Here is a 15761-nt window from a genome sequence, read left to right as displayed (position 1 = left end):
TCAGCCCTTCGGGATCGAGGCTTCGATCTCGTCGAGCCACACCCGCGCCGACATGTCCGACGGCGCGCGCCAGTCACCCCGCGGGGACAGTGAACCGCCGGCGGACACCTTGGGGCCGTTGGGCAGAGCCGAACGCTTGAACTGGCTGAACGAGTAGAACCGCTGGGCGAACACCTGCAGCCAGTGCCGGATCTCGCCGAGCGTGTAGGTCGGCCGCTTGTCATCGGGGTACCCGACGGGCCAGTCGCCGTGCTCGGCGTCGCTCCAGGCATGCCACGCCATGAACGCCACCTTCGAGGGCCGGAAGCCGTACCGCAATACATGGAACAGCGAGAAATCCTGCAGGACATACGGTCCCACCTTGCCCTCGCTGCTCTGGATCTCCTCGTCCTCGCCCGCGGGCACCAACTCGGGGCTGATCTCGGTGTCGAGCACCGACTGCAGCACCTCGTTGACCCGGTCGTCGAACTGGTTCGACGAGATCACCCAGCGAATCAAGTGCTGGATCAGGGTCTTCGGCACTCCTCCGTTGACGTTGTAGTGCGACATCTGGTCGCCGACCCCGTAGGTCGACCAGCCCAACGCCAGCTCGGACAGGTCACCGGTGCCGAGCACGATGCCGCCACGCTGATTGGCGAGCCGGAACAGGTAATCCGTGCGCAGCCCGGCCTGCACGTTCTCGAAGGTGACGTCATAGACCTTCTCCCCGCGGGAGAACGGATGATCCATCTCCTTGAGCATCAGCTCCGCGGTGGCGGTGATGTCGATGGTCTCGAACGTGACCCCCAGTGCCTCGGCGAGGCGGGTCGCGTTGTCCTTGGTCCGCTCGCCGGTGGCGAATCCCGGCAGCGTGAACGCCAGGATGTCGCTGCGCGGCCGGTTCTCCCGGTCCATCGCCCGCGCCGCGACTATCAGCGCGTGGGTCGAGTCGAGGCCACCGGACAGCCCGAGCACGACCTTCGGGAAATGCAGTGCGCGCAAACGTTGTTCGAGACCGGCGACCTGGATGTTGTAGGCCTCGTAGCAGTCCTGTTCCAACCGGGCGGGGTCGGCGGGCACGAACGGGAACCGCTCGACCTCGCGGAGCAGCCCGATGTCACCGGCCGGCGGTTCGAGCGTGAACTCGATCCGGCGGAACGAGTCCTCGTCGATCAGGTGGTGGCGCCGGTTGTCGTCGAACGTGCCCATCCGTGCGCGTTCGTTGCGCAGCAGTTCGACGTCGACGTCCGCCACCGAGCGCCGCTCGCCCGTCGGGAAACGCTCGGACTGGGCCAGACACAGGCCGTTCTCCCAGATCATCGTCTGCCCGTCCCAGGACAGGTCGGTGGTCGACTCCCCCTGTCCCGCCGCGGCGTACACATAGGCGGCCAGGCACCGCGACGACGCCGAGCGGGCCATGAGGTTGCGGTCCTCGGCGCGTCCGATCGTGATGGGGCTACCGGAGAGGTTGGCCAGCACCGTCGCACCGGCCAGGGCCGCCTCCGCACTCGGCGGCACCGGGACCCACATGTCCTCGCAGATCTCGACGTGCAGCACGAAGGCGGGCAGATCGCCTGCCGCGAAGAGCAGGTCGGGTCCGAACGGCACCTCGGCGCCGCCGAGCATGATCTCCCCGCGCTCGTCGTCACCGGGCGCGAGTTGGCGCTTCTCGTAGAACTCCCGGTAATTGGGGATGTAGGACTTCGGTACGACGCCGAGGATCTGCCCGCGGTGGATGACCACCGCGGTGTTGTAGACCCGGTTGCGGTGACGCAGCGGTGCGCCCACCACCAGCACCGGCCGCAGATCGGCCGACCGGGCGACGATGTCGAGCAGCGCGGATTCGACCGCTTCGAGCAGCGCGTCCTGCAACACGATGTCTTCGATCGAGTAACCGGTCAGCGTCAGCTCGGGAAACACCGCCAGACCGACGCCGTCGTCGTGGCAGTCGCGAGCCAATCCCAGCACTGCCTCGGCGTTGCCCGCCGGGTCGGCCAGAGCGGTCGTGTGAGTGCAGGCGGCGACGCGCACGAAACCGTGCCGGTATGCCGAGAAGAAATCCATGCCCACATTGTTGCCCGGAATCGCTTCGGGGTATGCCTGCGCCATGACCAAGACCGCGGTGCTGATCATCGACATGATGAACACCTACGACCATCCCGATGCCGACAAGCTGGTGCCGAACGTCGAGGCAATCGTCGATCCCCTGGCGAAACTCGTCGCCGATGCCCGCGCGCGCGACGACGTCGACTTGATCTACGTCAACGACAACTACGGCGACTTCAGCGCCGAGTTCAGCGACATCGTCCGCTCCGCGCTCGACGGCGAGCGCCCCGACCTCGTCAAACCGATCGTGCCGCAACAGGGTTGCCGGGTCATGACCAAGGTCCGCCACAGTGCCTTCTACGCAACGTCGCTGGCGTATCTGCTCAACCAACTCGAACCCGAGCGCGTCGTGCTGACCGGTCAGGTGACCGAGCAGTGCATCCTCTACACCGCACTCGACGCCTACGTGCGGCACTTCCCGGTGGTGATCCCCCGCGATGCGGTCGCCCACATCGACGCCGAACTGGGCGAGGCGGCGCTGCGGATGATGGAGGAGAACATGAGCGCCGAACTCGTCGCCGCGGCCGACTGCCTGCACTGAGCGCCGGCGCCCACGGCGCGCCGCCGTAGTCTGGATGAGGTGGAATCACCCGAACTGGTCGCGCTACTGGCCGGCCGCCGCGTCGCGGCACTGACCGGGGCCGGGATGTCGACCGACTCGGGTATCCCCGACTACCGCGGGCCGGACTCGCCGCCGAGCAATCCGATGACCATCCGCCAGTTCACGTCGGACCCGGCGTTCCGGCAGCGGTACTGGGCGCGCAACCACGTCGGGTGGCGGCACATGGCGGCCACGCTGCCCAACGCGGGGCACCGGGCGCTGGCCGCCCTGGAACGCGCCGGGGTGGTCACCGGGTTGATCACCCAGAACGTCGACCTGCTGCACACCAAGGCAGGCAGCCGCCACGTCGTCGACCTGCACGGCACCTATGCGCGGGTGATCTGCCTCGACTGCAGACACACCATGTCGCGCGCGACGCTCGCCGAACTGCTCGAGGCGGCGAATCCCGGCTTCATCGAGCGCGCCGAAGCGGTCGGTGGCATCGCCGTCGCGCCGGACGCCGATGCGATCATCGGCGACACGGACAGCTTTCGCATCGTCGACTGCCCGGTCTGCGGCGGCATGCTCAAACCCGACATCGTGTACTTCGGCGAGAGCGTGCCCAAAGCCCGCGTCGAGCAGGCCTTCGCGATGGTCGACGCCGCGGACGTACTGCTGGTCGCCGGTTCCTCGCTGACCGTCTTCTCCGGCTACCGGTTCGTCCGCCACGCCGCCGCGCGCGGGATGCCGGTCGCGATCATCAACCGGGGTCCCACCCGCGGTGACGACCTCTCGACCGTCAAACTCGACAACGGCTGCTCGCCGATGCTGGCCCTGCTCGCCGATGAGCTGCCCGCCCTCGCCTCCTCGGCCTAGATGGCATTGAATGGCGGAATGCTCTCTGTATTCGGTCTGAGGCCCGCACCCGGCGTGATCGACGGACGCTGGGCGGTCGGCGTCGGCGACGCCCTGGCCAGGCTGGTGCCGGCCCCCGACCCGCTGCGCGACCTGCTGCGGCTGCTGAACCACTTCGGCGGTCTGGCCATCAGCGGTGACGAGGTGGAGTTCGACGGCGACGACGTGCAGTGGTCGGACGTCAAGGCGATCGAGACGCACAAGCTGGCCGGCTATCTGCTGTCCGGCGCCCTGGACAAGCAGATCGACAAATTGCCGGTGCCCTGGTTCCCGTTCCGCGGTCTCGCGCTCAGCGCCGTGTCGCAGGCGGCGCTGACGCTGATCGTCGCCACCGCCGACGGCGTGTTCCGCGGGGCGTTCGACGTCGCGATCCCGGCCGAGGTGCACTACCGCGGGCTGCTGCGCGAGAAGACGCTCACCCCGGGGTTACTGGCCACCGTGTTGCTCGCCGACCCCGCGGTGCGCCAAGCCCTCACCGCGACCGCCGAGGCACATGGTGTCGAGATCCGCCCCGCCGACGACGACGTCCTCGACGGCGCGCGCCGGCGGGCCCGGCGGGTGAAGGGGGTGCTGGCCTTCGTCCGCTCAGACCGCGACGAGGTCGTCGGCGTGAACGGCCGGCCTGCGCATGTCGGCGGGTAGGTCCGACGTCGAACGGCCGAGCATGGTGGCGAGTTCGGTCGCGTCGTAGGCGACGACACCGCGGGCGACCATGGTCGCGTCCGGTGCGCGCAGTTCGACGACGTCACCGCCGTAGAACCGCCCGGACACCGCGGTGATACCCGCGGGCAGCAGCGAACGCCGCTGTCTGACAACGGCGTTGACCGCGCCGTGGTCCAGGGTCAGCGCACCGGTGGATTCGGCGGCGTAGCGCACCCAGAACCGCCGCGCCGACATCCGTCCCGCGCGCGGGGCGAACACCGTGCCGACCGACGCATCGGACAGCGCGGTCGCGGCGTCGGTGGCCGCGGCCAGCAGCACCGGGACGCCCGCGTCGGCGGCCAGCAGCGCCGACGACAACTTCGACGCCATGCCCCCGGTGCCGAGGTGGCTGCCGCGCCCGGCCACCACACCGTCGAGGTCGGCGGAGCCGTTCACCTCCGGGATGAAGCGGGCCGGGTTGTCCGGGCCCGCCTTCCGCGGGTCACCGTCGTAGAGGCCGTCGATGTCGGAGAGCAGCACGAGCGCGTCCGCCCCGACCAGGTGCGCCACCAGCGCCGAGAGCCGGTCGTTGTCGCCGAACCGGATTTCGTTGGTCGCGACGGTGTCGTTCTCGTTGACGATCGCCACCGCGTGCAGCGCCCGCAGCCGGTCGAGCGTGCGGGCGGCGTTGGTGTGCTGCACACGCATCGAGATGTCGTGCGCGGTGAGCAGCACCTGTCCCACCGTGCGCTCATACCGCGCGAAGGCGGTGCTCCACGAGTTGATCAGGGCGACCTGCCCGACGCTGGCCGCGGCCTGTTTGGTGGCCAGGTCCGTCGGCCGCTTGGACAGCCGCAGCGGCTCGATCCCCGCGGCGATGGCGCCGGACGACACGATCACGACGTCGGAGCCGGCCTTCATCCGCTTCTCGATCGCCTCGACCAGCGTGGCCAGCCGGTTGGCGTCGAACACCCCGGCCGGCGTGGTCAGGGCAGTGGTCCCGATCTTGACGACGACGCTGCGCGCGGTGCGGATCGCCTCGCGATGCGTCGACGTGCTGCCTGCGGCTGCGGTCATCCCTCACCGCCGGGCTCGTCGGTGGACTGTCGACGCTCCCGCCGGGCGATCTTGCGCTCGGCGGCCGAGACACGGTCGGTCTGCTCGAGGCGGGTGTCGGTCCCGCGGCCGGACATCTGCACGTCCACCCCGGCGGGGGTCTGCGGCTCCCAGTCGAACGTCATGTCGCCGATCGTCACCGCACAGCCGGGACGCGCGCCGAGCCGCAGCAGCTCCTCCTCGACGCCGAGGCGGGCCAACCGGTCGCCGAGGTAGCCGACCGCCTCGTCGTTGTCGAAATCGGTTTGATTGATCCAGCGTTCGGGCCGGGTGCCGCGCACGACGAAGCCGCCCTGTCCGTCGGGCTCCACCGAGAACCCGGTCTCGTCGACGGGGATGGGCCGGATGATCGGGCGGCGCGGGACCACCGGCGGTTGGGCCTCGCGGTAGGTGCGGACCATGTCCCACAGCGCGAAGATCAACGGCCGCAGACCTTCTCGCGCCACGGTGGACACCTCGTACACCGGCCAGCCGAACCGCTGCGACACCTCGTCCCGGACGAAGTCGGCCATGTCCCGGGCGTCGGGCACGTCGATCTTGTTGAGCACCACCGCGCGCGGGCGTTCGGCGAGGTCGCCGAGGGTCGAATCACCCTGCAGCGTCGGGCGATAGGCGGCCAGTTCGGCTTCGAGCGCCTCGATGTCGGAGACGGGGTCGCGGCCGGGTTCCATGGTCGCGCAGTCGACGACGTGCACCAGTACCGCGCAGCGTTCGATGTGGCGGAGGAACTCCAGGCCGAGTCCGCGCCCCTCGGACGCACCGGGGATCAGGCCGGGGACATCGGCGACGGTGAAGGTGTGGTCACCCGCCGAAACCACCCCCAGGTTGGGCACCAGGGTGGTGAAGGGGTAGTCGGCGATCTTCGGTTTGGCCGCCGAGATCGTCGACACCAGTGAGGATTTGCCCGCCGAGGGGAACCCGATCAGCCCGACGTCGGCGACGGTCTTCAACTCGAGGGTGAGCTCGCGGACCTGCCCCTTCTCGCCCAGCAGCGCGAACCCGGGGGCCCTGCGCGAGCGGGAGGCCAGCGCCGCGTTGCCGAGGCCGCCGCGACCGCCGGCCGCGGCTTCGAAGCGGGTGCCGGCACCGACGAGGTCGGCCAGGACGCGGCCTTCTTCGTCGAGGACGACGGTGCCGTCGGGCACCCTGACCTCAAGGTCGGCGCCTGCCGCGCCGTCGCGGTTGCTGCCCGCGCCCTGCTTACCGGAGGGGGCAACGACGTGCGGATGGAAGTGGAAGTCGAGCAGCGTGTGCACCTGCGGATCGACGACCAGCACGATGCTGCCGCCGCGACCACCGTTACCGCCGTCGGGACCGCCGAGCGGTTTGAACTTCTCGCGGTGCACCGACGCACAGCCGTTGCCGCCGTTGCCGGCCCGCGCGTGGATCACGACACGGTCGACAAAGCGAGGCATAGTTGATCACTCCTTCGCCGAAACGAACATTTGGGCGCTAACTTGCGAGAAGCCGGCGCACAAACGTCGATCTCGGCGCCGGAATCAGACCTCCGGTCGGGCGACCGGAACGATGTTGACCGTCTTGCGACCGCGACGGCTACCGAATTCGACGGAGCCGGGTGCGGTGGCGAACAGCGTGTCGTCGCCGCCACGGCCGACGTTCACGCCCGGATGGAAGTGAGTGCCGCGCTGGCGCACGATGATCTCGCCGGCCTTGACGACCTGACCGCCGAAGCGCTTCACACCGAGCCGCTGGGCGGCGGAATCACGACCGTTGCGCGAGCTGGACGCGCCCTTCTTGTGTGCCATGTCTTCGCCTCCCCTTACTTGATGCCGGTGACCCGCAGGACCGTCAGCTGCTGACGGTGGCCCTGACGCTTGTGATAGCCGGTCTTGTTCTTGAACTTGTGGATCCGGATCTTCGGACCCTTGGTGTGCTCGAGCACCTCACCGGTGACCGCGACCTTCGCCAGGTCCTCGGCCTTGGTGGTGACGTCGGCACCGTCGACGACCAACGCGACCGGCAGCGACACCGACGCACCCGGCTCGGAGTCGAGCTTCTCGACCTTGACCACGTCACCAACGGCGACCTTGTACTGCTTGCCGCCGGTCTTGACGATTGCGTAACTCGCCATCGTGTCCTAGTCCTCTTCCGTAGCCGGTGCGCGCACCGCGTTGCCCGGGGGCTGCGTGCGCGGGTCTGGGTGCGGGCGTCGATTCGATCCCGCCGCCGCCGGCAGTCAGCCTGGCGGCAACTGGTCAAGGGTACGTGACCAGCAGGTAAAGGGTCAAACCGCCTACTCGCTGCTGGGCGGGCCCGCCGGACGTGCGGCGGCGCGTCGCCGCGGACGCCGCGCCGGGACCGCGATCACCTCGGGTTCGTCCTCGTCGTCGGAGTCTTCCTCGTCGTCGGACTCCTCGTCGTCGGAGTCCTCGTCATCGGAATCCTCGTCGTCGTCGAGGACCTCGATGTCGTCGTCCTCTTCGTCGTCGTCGTTGTCGAGGTCGATCTCGTCGGTGTCCTCGTCATCCGAGTCATCCGCGTCGTCGGACTCGTCGTCGGAGTCGTCCGAATCCTCGAAGTCCTCGTCCTCGAGTTCCTCGGCGGCCAGTTCCTCACCGACCGAGTCGTGCACCTTCTCCGCGGTGTCATCCTCGGCAATGCCGTTCTGCCGGGTCTCGTCGGTCGAGTCGTCGTCGGACTCCTCGCCGTCGCGACCTCCGTTGGCGGCGGCCATCGCCTTGAACATCGGGTGCTCTCCGGCGGGGTGCGGCGGCACCTTGGCCACCGGCACCTCCTCGGGCTTGCCGCCCTTCTTGCCGCGCTTGCTGCGCCTGCCGGTCCCCGGCTCGGACTTGCTGCGCCCGGCACTCGACGCGTTGTCGATCGGATCGCCGTGCAACACGATGCCGCGACCCGCGCAGTGCGGACACGGCGTGGAGAACGCTTCGATGAGCCCGGTGCCCAACCGCTTACGCGTCAGCTGGACCAGACCGAGCGACGTCACCTCGGACACCTGGTGGCGGGTGCGGTCACGGGCCAGCGCCTCGGTCAGCCGGCGCAACACCAGGTCGCGGTTCGATTCGAGCACCATGTCGATGAAGTCGATGACGATGATGCCGCCGATGTCGCGCAGCCGCAGTTGGCGCACGATCTCCTCGGCCGCCTCGAGGTTGTTGCGGGTGACGGTCTGCTCGAGGTTGCCGCCCGACCCGGTGAACTTGCCGGTGTTGACGTCGACGACCGTCATCGCCTCGGTGCGGTCGATGACGAGGGTGCCGCCCGACGGCAGCCACACCTTGCGGTCCATGGCCTTGGCGAGCTGTTCGTCGATGCGGTGCACGGCGAACACGTCGGGACGGTCGCCGTCACCGGCGGGCTCGTATTTCGTCAGCCGCGGCATCAGATCGGGCGCCACGGACTCGACGTAGGAGTTGATGGTGTTCCACGCCTCGTCACCCGAGACGATCAACCCGGAGAAGTCCTCGTTGAACAGATCGCGGATCACCTTGACCAGCACGTCGGGCTCTTCGTAGAGGGCGACGGCGGCGCCGGCCTTCTTCGCGGTGATCTCGGCGGCCTTGGTCTCGATCTGCGTCCAGCGCTCCTGCAGACGGTTCACATCCGAGCGGATGTCGTCTTCCTTGACGCCCTCGGACGCGGTGCGGATGATCACGCCGGCGTCGGCGGGGACCACCTCGCGCAGGATCTCCTTGAGCCGTTGCCGCTCGGTGTCGGGTAGCTTGCGGCTGATCCCGGTCGACGACGCACCCGGCACGTACACCAGGTAGCGGCCGGCCAGCGACACCTGGGTGGTCAGGCGGGCACCCTTGTGTCCGACCGGGTCCTTGCTGACCTGCACGACGACGTAGTCGCCCGGTTTGAGGGCCTGCTCGATCTTGCGGTTCTGCCCGCCGAGACCCGCGGCCTCCCAGTTCACCTCACCGGCGTAGAGCACGCCGTTGCGGCCGCGGCCGATGTCGACGAACGCCGCCTCCATCGAGGGCAGCACGTTCTGCACGATGCCGAGGTAAATGTTGCCGACCAGCGACGCCGACGCCGGCGACGTCACGAAGTGTTCGACGACGACGCCGTCCTCGAGTACGGCGATCTGGGTGTAGCGCGCGCCCTCGTGGGGCGGTTCGGTGCGGACCTTGTCGCGTACCACCATGACGCGTTCGACGGCCTCGCGGCGGGCCAGGAACTCGGCCTCGGACAGGATCGGCGGGCGACGGCGTCCGGCGTCGCGGCCGTCGCGGCGGCGCTGCCGTTTGGCCTCCAGCCGGGTCGAACCGCTGATGCCCTGGATCTCGTTGTCGTCGCTGTCGCCGGACTTGCCGCCCCGCTCACGCGGCGGGCGTTCGTGCACGACGGTGTTCGGGGGATCGTCGGGTGAGCCGTTGTCGGAGTCATCCGAGGAACCGGACTTGCGCCGACGCCTGCGGCGGCGTCTGCGCGAACTGCCGTCGCCGCCCGAGGTGTCCTCGTCGCTGTCGTCCTCGGAGTCGTCCCCGGTGTCCTGGTCGGAGTCGGCCTGACCGTCGGTCTTGGTCTCGGTGACCTCGGCGGTGTCGGCATCGCCGTTGTCGTCGCTCTGTTCGCCCCGGCCCCGGCCGCGGCCGCGGCGTCCACGCCTGCGGCGCCGGGCGGCGGGCCGTTCGGACTGGTCGTCCTCGTCGTCGTCCTCGCTGTCGGCCGACGCGGCGGTGTCGTCGTCCTCGTCGTCGTCCTCGTCGTCATCGGCGGGTTCGAACCGCACCGGCTGGGGCGCGACGAACAGCGGAAGGTAGTCCGCCCGCTCGACCCGGGCCGTCTCGAGGATCAGCCGCGACTCGGGCTCCTGGTCGGGTTCGGGGCCGTCCTCGCCGTCGGCGGCGGGTAGGTCGATCGTGACCTCGATGGCCTCCACCGTCTCGACGGTCACCTCGGTGACATCGGGTGTGTCGGGAGCCTCGGGAACATCAGCGACCTCGGCGACCGCCTCGGGCGCCGCGACGGTCTCCGCGGGCGCCGGAGCCTCGGCTGGGGTGTCCCCGTCGCCGCCGGCGAGCACTTCGCGGACCTTCTCGGCCTCGGTCTTGTCGACGGTCGAGTGCGCGCTGCGGGCGCGGCCGTCGAGTTCGGCCAGCGCGTCGAGCACCCGCCTGCTGGTGGTGCCCAGCACCCGGGCCAGTGAATGGACCCTCAGGCGTTCGGGAAGTCTCTCTCGAGGCGACGCCTCTTCTGACGAGTCCGGTGAGTCTTGGGCTTGAGTATTTTCACTGTCGGCCACGTATTCTCCTCAAGCCCCCGGGCGCGTCGTTTCGACGCGGCCACGCGAGGGCTTCCGCTGTTGTGCCCGGTAGGACTTCCCCGGGCTTGTTGTGGTCTCGCTCCGAGCGGCCCCAGGTCAGAACCCACTCAGTGCCTGGCTGAATGACGGCTGGACGGTCGGCGCCGCACCGCGTTCACGGTGGTCGCGCACGTCGAAGTCTTCATTCGGGCGACGAACTCCGGTTGAAGTCCGGCTACCCGCGACCAGTATCCCACACGACACGGCGCCTCAAGACCAGGCGCCGCGAACAGCGTCAGAGGCCGGGGAACCAGAGCTCGATCTCGCGGGCCGCGGACTCCGGCGAATCGGAGCCGTGCACCAGGTTGTCCTGGGTGATCAACGCCAGGTCGCCGCGGATGGTGCCGGGCGTGGCCTTCTCCACGGGATCGGTGCCGCCGGCGATCTGACGGAACGCGGCGATTGCGCGGGGACCCTCGACGATCGCGGCGACGACGGGTCCGGAGGTGATGAATTCGAGCAGCGAATCGAAGAACGGCTTGCCTTCGTGCTCGGCGTAGTGCCGCCGGGCCAGGTCGTCGCTGACCGTCTTCAGCTCGAGAGCCGCCAGCGTGAGGCCTTTGCGCTCGATCCGGCCGAGGATTTCCCCGACCAGGTGCCGTTGCACGCCGTCGGGCTTGATCAACACCAGGGTCCGCTCAGTCACGGCGCACAGAGTACTGCAGCGCAGGGCCCGGTCAGTCCTCGGTGCTCTGCTGACCAGGCAGCAACCCGCGCTTCTCACGCCGTCTGACCTCGGCGCGCAGATACACGATCAAACCCCAGACGGCGGCGAACACCACCCCGATGAAGCCGATCGCCGCGTGGATGAGGAACCCCGCGATGAGCACCACCTGCAGCCCGAGGTTCGCCCACAGCGCCCACGGCCGGCCCTGGACGCCGCACAGCAGGATCAGGACGACGGCGAAGCAGATGAGGAAGCCGCCGCTGGTGGCGGTGAGCCCGCCGTGGGAGACGGACACCACCGGCAGCGCCAGCAGCACCACGATCGCTTCCAGGATGAGGGTGCCCGCCATCACGCCGCGGAAGCTCCGCCATGGGTCTGGCGCCTGCGACGCGGGCTGCTCGCTCACTGTGGATCCCTCCCGAACAGGGTGCGCGCGGCCCCGGCGGTGACCACCGACCCGGTGATGACCATCCCGGCGCCGGAGAGTCCTTCGCCGTCGCCGCCGGAGTCCTCGACCACCGCGGTCGCGGTCTCGATGGCGTCCGGCAGTGTGGCGGCCCGGATCACGCGTTCGGGTCCGAAGCGCTCCTCGGCGCGCACCGCCAGCGTCTCGACGTCGAGTGCACGCGGCGAACCGTTGTGGGTGACGACGATCTGGTCGAACGCCGGTTCCAGCGCCGCGAGGATCCCGTCGACGTCCTTGTCCCCCATCACCGACACCACCGCGACCAGGAAGCGGAAGTCGAATTCGGTCTGCAGCGCATCGGCCAGCGCGGCGGCCCCTGCTGGATTGTGCGCGGCGTCGACGAACACGGTCGGCGCACTGCGCAGCCGCTCCAGCCGGCCGGGACTGGCGGCGGCCGCGAAACCGGCCCGGACCGCGTCGAGGTCGAGTTGGCGCTCCGCCCCCGCGCCGAAGAACGCCTCGACCGCCGCGAGGGCGAGTACCGCGTTGTGGGCCTGGTGTTCACCGTGCAGCGGCAGGAAGATCTCCGGGTACACACCGCCGAGCCCTTGCAGTTCGAGGACCTGGCCGCCGACGGCGACCTGGCGGGACAGCACGGCGAATTCGGAGTCCTCGCGCGCGACCGCGGCGTCCGCGCGGACCGCCTCGGCCAGCAGCACCTCCATCGCCTCGGGCGCCTGCCGCCCGATCACCGCGACCGTGTCGGTCGGCACCAGGTCGTCGGGTTGGCGGGTGATGATGCCGGCCTTCTCCCCCGCGATCTCGGCGACCGTGTCCCCGAGGTAGTCGGCGTGGTCGATGCCGATCGGGGTGATCACCGCGACCGGAGCGTTGACGACGTTGGTGGCGTCCCACCGGCCGCCCATGCCGACCTCCACCACCGCGACGTCGACGGGTGCGTCGGCGAACGCGGCGAAGGCCATCGCCGTGAGCACTTCGAACTTGCTCAGCCGCGGGCCGCCCGCCGCCTCGGACTGCTCATCGACCATCTGGACGAACGGTTCGATCTCGCGGTAGACCTCGACGTAGCGGGCCGGCGAGATCGGTTCACCGTCGATGGCGATGCGCTCGACCGCTGACTGCAGGTGCGGGCTGGTGGTGCGGCCGGTCCGCCGGCTGAGCGCGGTGAGGAGCGCGTCGATCATCCGGGCCACCGACGTCTTGCCGTTGGTGCCGGCGATGTGGATCGACGGATAGCCGCGCTGAGGCGAGCCGAGCATCTCGAGCAGTGCGCTGATCCGCGCGGTGCTCGGCTCGATCCTGGTCTCCGGCCAGCGGGTGTCGAGCAGGTGCTCGACCTGCAGCAACGCGGCGATCTCGTCGGGCGTCGGCTCGGGACGTGTCATTGCTGAGACGGCAGTCCGGCCAGGCGGGCGTTGATCCGCTCGACCTCCTCGCGCGCCACCTGCCGGCGGGCGCGGATCTTGTCGACCACCTCCGCGGGCGCCTTGGCGAGGAACGCGTCGTTGCCCAGTTTCGCGGTCGTCCCCTTGAGTTCCTTCTCCGCGGCCGCGAGGTCCTTCTCGAGCCGGCGGCGTTCGGCGGCGACGTCGACGGTGCCGGAGGTGTCCACCTCCACCACGACGGTCCCTGCGGACAGCCGCACCTCGACCGACGCCGACGCGGTGAAGCCCTCACCGGCATCGGTCAGCCAGGCGAGGGCGCGCACGGCGGGCACGTGGTCGTCCAGACCGGCAGGCCCGATGTCGGACAACCGGGCCGGCACCCGCTGCCGGTCGGCCAGCCCCTGATCGCTGCGGAACCGGCGCACCTCGGTGATCAACTTCTGGGTGTCCGAGATCCCTTGCGCCGCAGCGGAATCCAGTGCGAAGCCGGACGGCTCCGGCCAGTCCGCGATCACCAGCGACTCGCCACCGGTCAGCGTCTTCCACAGCACCTCGGTGACGAACGGCATCACCGGGTGCAGCAGCTTGAGCAGCGTGTCCAGCACGGCCGCAAGCACCGCGGTGGTGTGCGAAACACCCTCGTTCAGTTGTACTTTCGCGAGCTCGACGTACCAGTCGCAGAACTCGTCCCAAGCGAAGTGGTACAGCGATTCGCAGGCCCGGCTGAACTCGTAGGCGTCGAAGGCGGTGTCGACCTCCGCGCGGACCTCCTCGAGCCGGCCGAGGATCCACCGGTCGGCGTCGGTGAGCGCCGCGATGTCGGGCAGCGGCGCCGGGGCGGCGCCGTTCATCAACGCGAATCGCGTGGCGTTGAACAGCTTCGTGGCGAAGTTGCGCGAGGCGCGCGCGTGGTCCTCGCCGATCGCCAGGTCCCCGCCGGGACTGGCGCCGCGGGCGAGCGTGAAGCGCAGCGCATCGGCGCCGAAGGCCTCCACCCAGTCGAGTGGGTCGATGCCGTTGCCGCGGGACTTGCTCATCTTGCGGCCGTGTTCGTCGCGGATCAGGCCGTGCAGGAAGACGTTCTCGAACGGCACATTCGCCGTGCGCTGCCCGTCGAGAGTGATCGCGGGGTCGTCGGAGACGAAAGTGCCGAACATCATCATCCGCGCCACCCAGAAGAACAGGATGTCGTACCCGGTGACCAGCACCGTGGTCGGATAGAACTTCTCCAGTTCCGGTGTGCGGTCGGGCCATCCCATGGTCGAGAACGGCCACAGCGCCGACGAGAACCAGGTGTCGAGGACATCGGGGTCCTGTTCCCAGCCCTCCGGCGGGGTCTCGTCCGGTCCGACGCAGACGGTCTCTCTGTCGGGCCCGTGCCAGATCGGGATGCGGTGGCCCCACCACAACTGCCGGGAGATGCACCAGTCGTGCATGTGGTCCACCCAGGCGAACCAGCGGGGTTCCAGGCTGGGCGGGTGAATCACGGTGTGCCCGTTGCGCACAGCATCGCCTGCGGCCTTCGCCAGCGCCTCGACCTTGACCCACCACTGCAGTGACAGCCGCGGCTCGATCGGCTCGCCGCTGCGTTCGGAGTGCCCGACGCTGTGCAGGTAGGGCCGCTTCTCGGCGACGATGCGGCCCTGGTCGGCCAGCGCCTCGCGCACCTTGACCCGCGCCTCGAACCGGTCCATCCCGTCGAATTGCGTGCCGGTGCCGGCGATCCGGCCCTTGGTGTCCATGATCGAGGGCATCGGCAGCGAATGCCGCAGCCCGATCTCGAAGTCGTTGGGGTCGTGGGCGGGGGTCACTTTGACCGCGCCCGTGCCGAATTCGGGATCGACGTGGGCGTCGGCGACGATGGCGAGCCGGGTGTCGAGGAACGGGTGCGGCAGCGTGGTGCCGACCAGGTGGCGGTAGCGCTCGTCGTCGGGGTGCACGGCGATCGCGGTGTCGCCGAGCATGGTCTCCACCCGCGTGGTGGCGACGATGATGTGCGGTTCGTCGTCGTCCATCGAGCCGTAGCGGAACGACACCAGCTCACCCTCGACGTCTTCGTATTTGACCTCGAGGTCGCTGATCGCGGTCTCCAGCACGGGCGACCAGTTGACCAGGCGCTCGGCCTGGTAGATCAGCCCGGCGTCGTAGAGCTTCTTGAAGATGGTCCGCACCGCGCGGGACAGGCCGTCGTCCATGGTGAACCGGTCCCGGCTCCAGTCGACGCCGTCGCCGAGCCTGCGCATCTGAGCACCGATGGTGCCGCCGGACTCCCGCTTCCAGTCCCACACCTTGTCGATGAACAACTCGCGGCCGAAGTCCTCTTTGGTCTTGCCGTCGACCGCGAGTTGCTTCTCCACCAGCGTCTGGGTGGCGATGCCGGCGTGGTCCATACCGGGCAGCCACAGCACCTCGAAACCCTGCATCCGCTTGCGCCGGGTCAGCGCGTCCATCAGCGTGTGGTCGAGCGCGTGGCCCATGTGCAGGCTGCCGGTCACGTTCGGCGGCGGCAGCACGATCGAGTACGCCGGCTTGTCACTCGCCGGATCGGCGGTGAAGTACCCGGCGTCCACCCACCCCTGGTAGATGTCGGCCTCCACCGCCCCCGGCTCCCACGATTTGGGCAGGGTTTCGGCGTGGGCGTCAGGGGTGGCGGTCACCCGTCAATTCTAGGGAGCGACGACACCGCCTACCGC

At 69.3% G+C, this 15761-nt stretch carries 13 protein-coding genes; 3 read left to right on the top strand and 10 right to left on the bottom strand.

Annotated elements, in window-relative coordinates:
- Positions 1 to 2043 (bottom strand): NAD(+) synthase, encoded by a 2043-nt coding sequence (locus AU195_RS01625; protein ID WP_059157374.1) that lies wholly within the window; start codon positions 2041 to 2043, stop codon positions 1 to 3.
- Positions 2044 to 2086: 43 nt separating this feature from the next.
- Here AU195_RS01625 and AU195_RS01620 point away from each other — a divergent pair, with 43 nt between their 5' ends.
- Genes AU195_RS01620 through AU195_RS01610 form a run of 3 tightly spaced genes read left to right on the top strand, consistent with a single transcriptional unit; the run spans position 2087 to position 4183 of the window.
- Complete coding sequence (locus AU195_RS01620) at positions 2087 to 2626, top strand: cysteine hydrolase family protein (RefSeq protein ID WP_059157277.1); 540 nt, start codon at positions 2087 to 2089, stop codon at positions 2624 to 2626.
- A 39-nt stretch (positions 2627 to 2665) separates the two neighbouring features.
- Complete coding sequence (locus tag AU195_RS01615; RefSeq protein ID WP_059157276.1) at positions 2666 to 3502, top strand: NAD-dependent protein deacetylase; 837 nt, start codon at positions 2666 to 2668, stop codon at positions 3500 to 3502.
- Between the two features lie 18 nt (positions 3503 to 3520).
- The gene (locus tag AU195_RS01610; RefSeq protein ID WP_286149084.1) at positions 3521 to 4183 is read left to right on the top strand and encodes a hypothetical protein; all 663 of its coding nucleotides are present in this window, start codon (positions 3521 to 3523) and stop codon (positions 4181 to 4183) included.
- Here the strand turns inward: AU195_RS01610 and proB are convergent.
- From proB to AU195_RS01565, 9 genes are all read right to left on the bottom strand, one after another.
- A complete protein-coding gene (gene proB, locus AU195_RS01605; protein ID WP_059157274.1) occupies positions 4127 to 5260 on the bottom strand; it encodes a glutamate 5-kinase in 1134 nt (377 codons plus the stop codon). The genes AU195_RS01610 and proB overlap by 57 nt on opposite strands.
- Positions 5257 to 6714 carry a GTPase ObgE gene (obgE, locus tag AU195_RS01600; RefSeq protein ID WP_059157273.1) on the bottom strand — a complete coding sequence of 486 codons (1458 nt, stop codon included), beginning with the start codon at positions 6712 to 6714 and terminating at the stop codon, positions 5257 to 5259. The genes proB and obgE overlap by 4 nt, the downstream gene beginning before the upstream one ends.
- Positions 6715 to 6798: 84 nt before the next feature.
- Positions 6799 to 7065 (bottom strand): 50S ribosomal protein L27, encoded by a 267-nt coding sequence (rpmA, locus tag AU195_RS01595; RefSeq protein WP_059092183.1) that lies wholly within the window; start codon positions 7063 to 7065, stop codon positions 6799 to 6801.
- A 14-nt stretch (positions 7066 to 7079) separates the two neighbouring features.
- Complete coding sequence (gene rplU, locus AU195_RS01590) at positions 7080 to 7391, bottom strand: 50S ribosomal protein L21 (RefSeq protein WP_059157272.1); 312 nt, start codon at positions 7389 to 7391, stop codon at positions 7080 to 7082.
- Between the two features lie 162 nt (positions 7392 to 7553).
- On the bottom strand, positions 7554 to 10529 hold the full coding sequence (gene rne, locus AU195_RS01585) for a ribonuclease E (RefSeq protein ID WP_059157271.1): 2976 nt from the start codon (positions 10527 to 10529) through the stop codon (positions 7554 to 7556).
- Between the two features lie 295 nt (positions 10530 to 10824).
- Positions 10825 to 11235, bottom strand: coding sequence for a nucleoside-diphosphate kinase (ndk, locus tag AU195_RS01580; protein WP_059157270.1), 411 nt, complete (start codon positions 11233 to 11235; stop codon positions 10825 to 10827).
- Between the two features lie 31 nt (positions 11236 to 11266).
- Entirely contained in the window at positions 11267 to 11605 is a 339-nt protein-coding gene (locus tag AU195_RS01575; RefSeq protein WP_082702924.1) for a DUF4233 domain-containing protein, read from the bottom strand.
- Between the two features lie 53 nt (positions 11606 to 11658).
- Entirely contained in the window at positions 11659 to 13068 is a 1410-nt protein-coding gene (folC, locus tag AU195_RS01570) for a bifunctional tetrahydrofolate synthase/dihydrofolate synthase (protein WP_059157268.1), read from the bottom strand.
- Positions 13065 to 15725, bottom strand: coding sequence for a valine--tRNA ligase (locus AU195_RS01565; protein WP_059157267.1), 2661 nt, complete (start codon positions 15723 to 15725; stop codon positions 13065 to 13067). The genes folC and AU195_RS01565 overlap by 4 nt, the downstream gene beginning before the upstream one ends.
- Between the last annotated feature and the right edge of the window lie 36 nt (positions 15726 to 15761).

This window comes from Mycobacterium sp. IS-1496, from assembly GCF_001499995.1.
GTDB lineage: Bacteria > Actinomycetota > Actinomycetes > Mycobacteriales > Mycobacteriaceae > Mycobacterium.
This window is presented reverse-complemented; position numbering and strand designations above follow the sequence as displayed.

Bases quoted from the DNA above. Each gene is read 5' to 3' on its own strand.
- AU195_RS01625 (WP_059157374.1), bottom strand. From the start codon at position 2,043: ATGGATTTCTTCTCGGCATACCGGCACGGTTTCGTGCGCGTCGCCGCC.
- AU195_RS01620 (WP_059157277.1), top strand. From the start codon at position 2,087: ATGACCAAGACCGCGGTGCTGATCATCGACATGATGAACACCTACGAC.
- AU195_RS01610 (WP_286149084.1), top strand. From the start codon at position 3,521: ATGCTCTCTGTATTCGGTCTGAGGCCCGCACCCGGCGTGATCGACGGA.
- proB (WP_059157274.1), bottom strand. From the start codon at position 5,260: ATGACCGCAGCCGCAGGCAGCACGTCGACGCATCGCGAGGCGATCCGC.
- obgE (WP_059157273.1), bottom strand. From the start codon at position 6,714: ATGCCTCGCTTTGTCGACCGTGTCGTGATCCACGCGCGGGCCGGCAAC.
- rpmA (WP_059092183.1), bottom strand. From the start codon at position 7,065: ATGGCACACAAGAAGGGCGCGTCCAGCTCGCGCAACGGTCGTGATTCC.
- rplU (WP_059157272.1), bottom strand. From the start codon at position 7,391: ATGGCGAGTTACGCAATCGTCAAGACCGGCGGCAAGCAGTACAAGGTC.
- AU195_RS01575 (WP_082702924.1), bottom strand. From the start codon at position 11,605: ATGGCGGGCACCCTCATCCTGGAAGCGATCGTGGTGCTGCTGGCGCTG.
- folC (WP_059157268.1), bottom strand. From the start codon at position 13,068: ATGACACGTCCCGAGCCGACGCCCGACGAGATCGCCGCGTTGCTGCAG.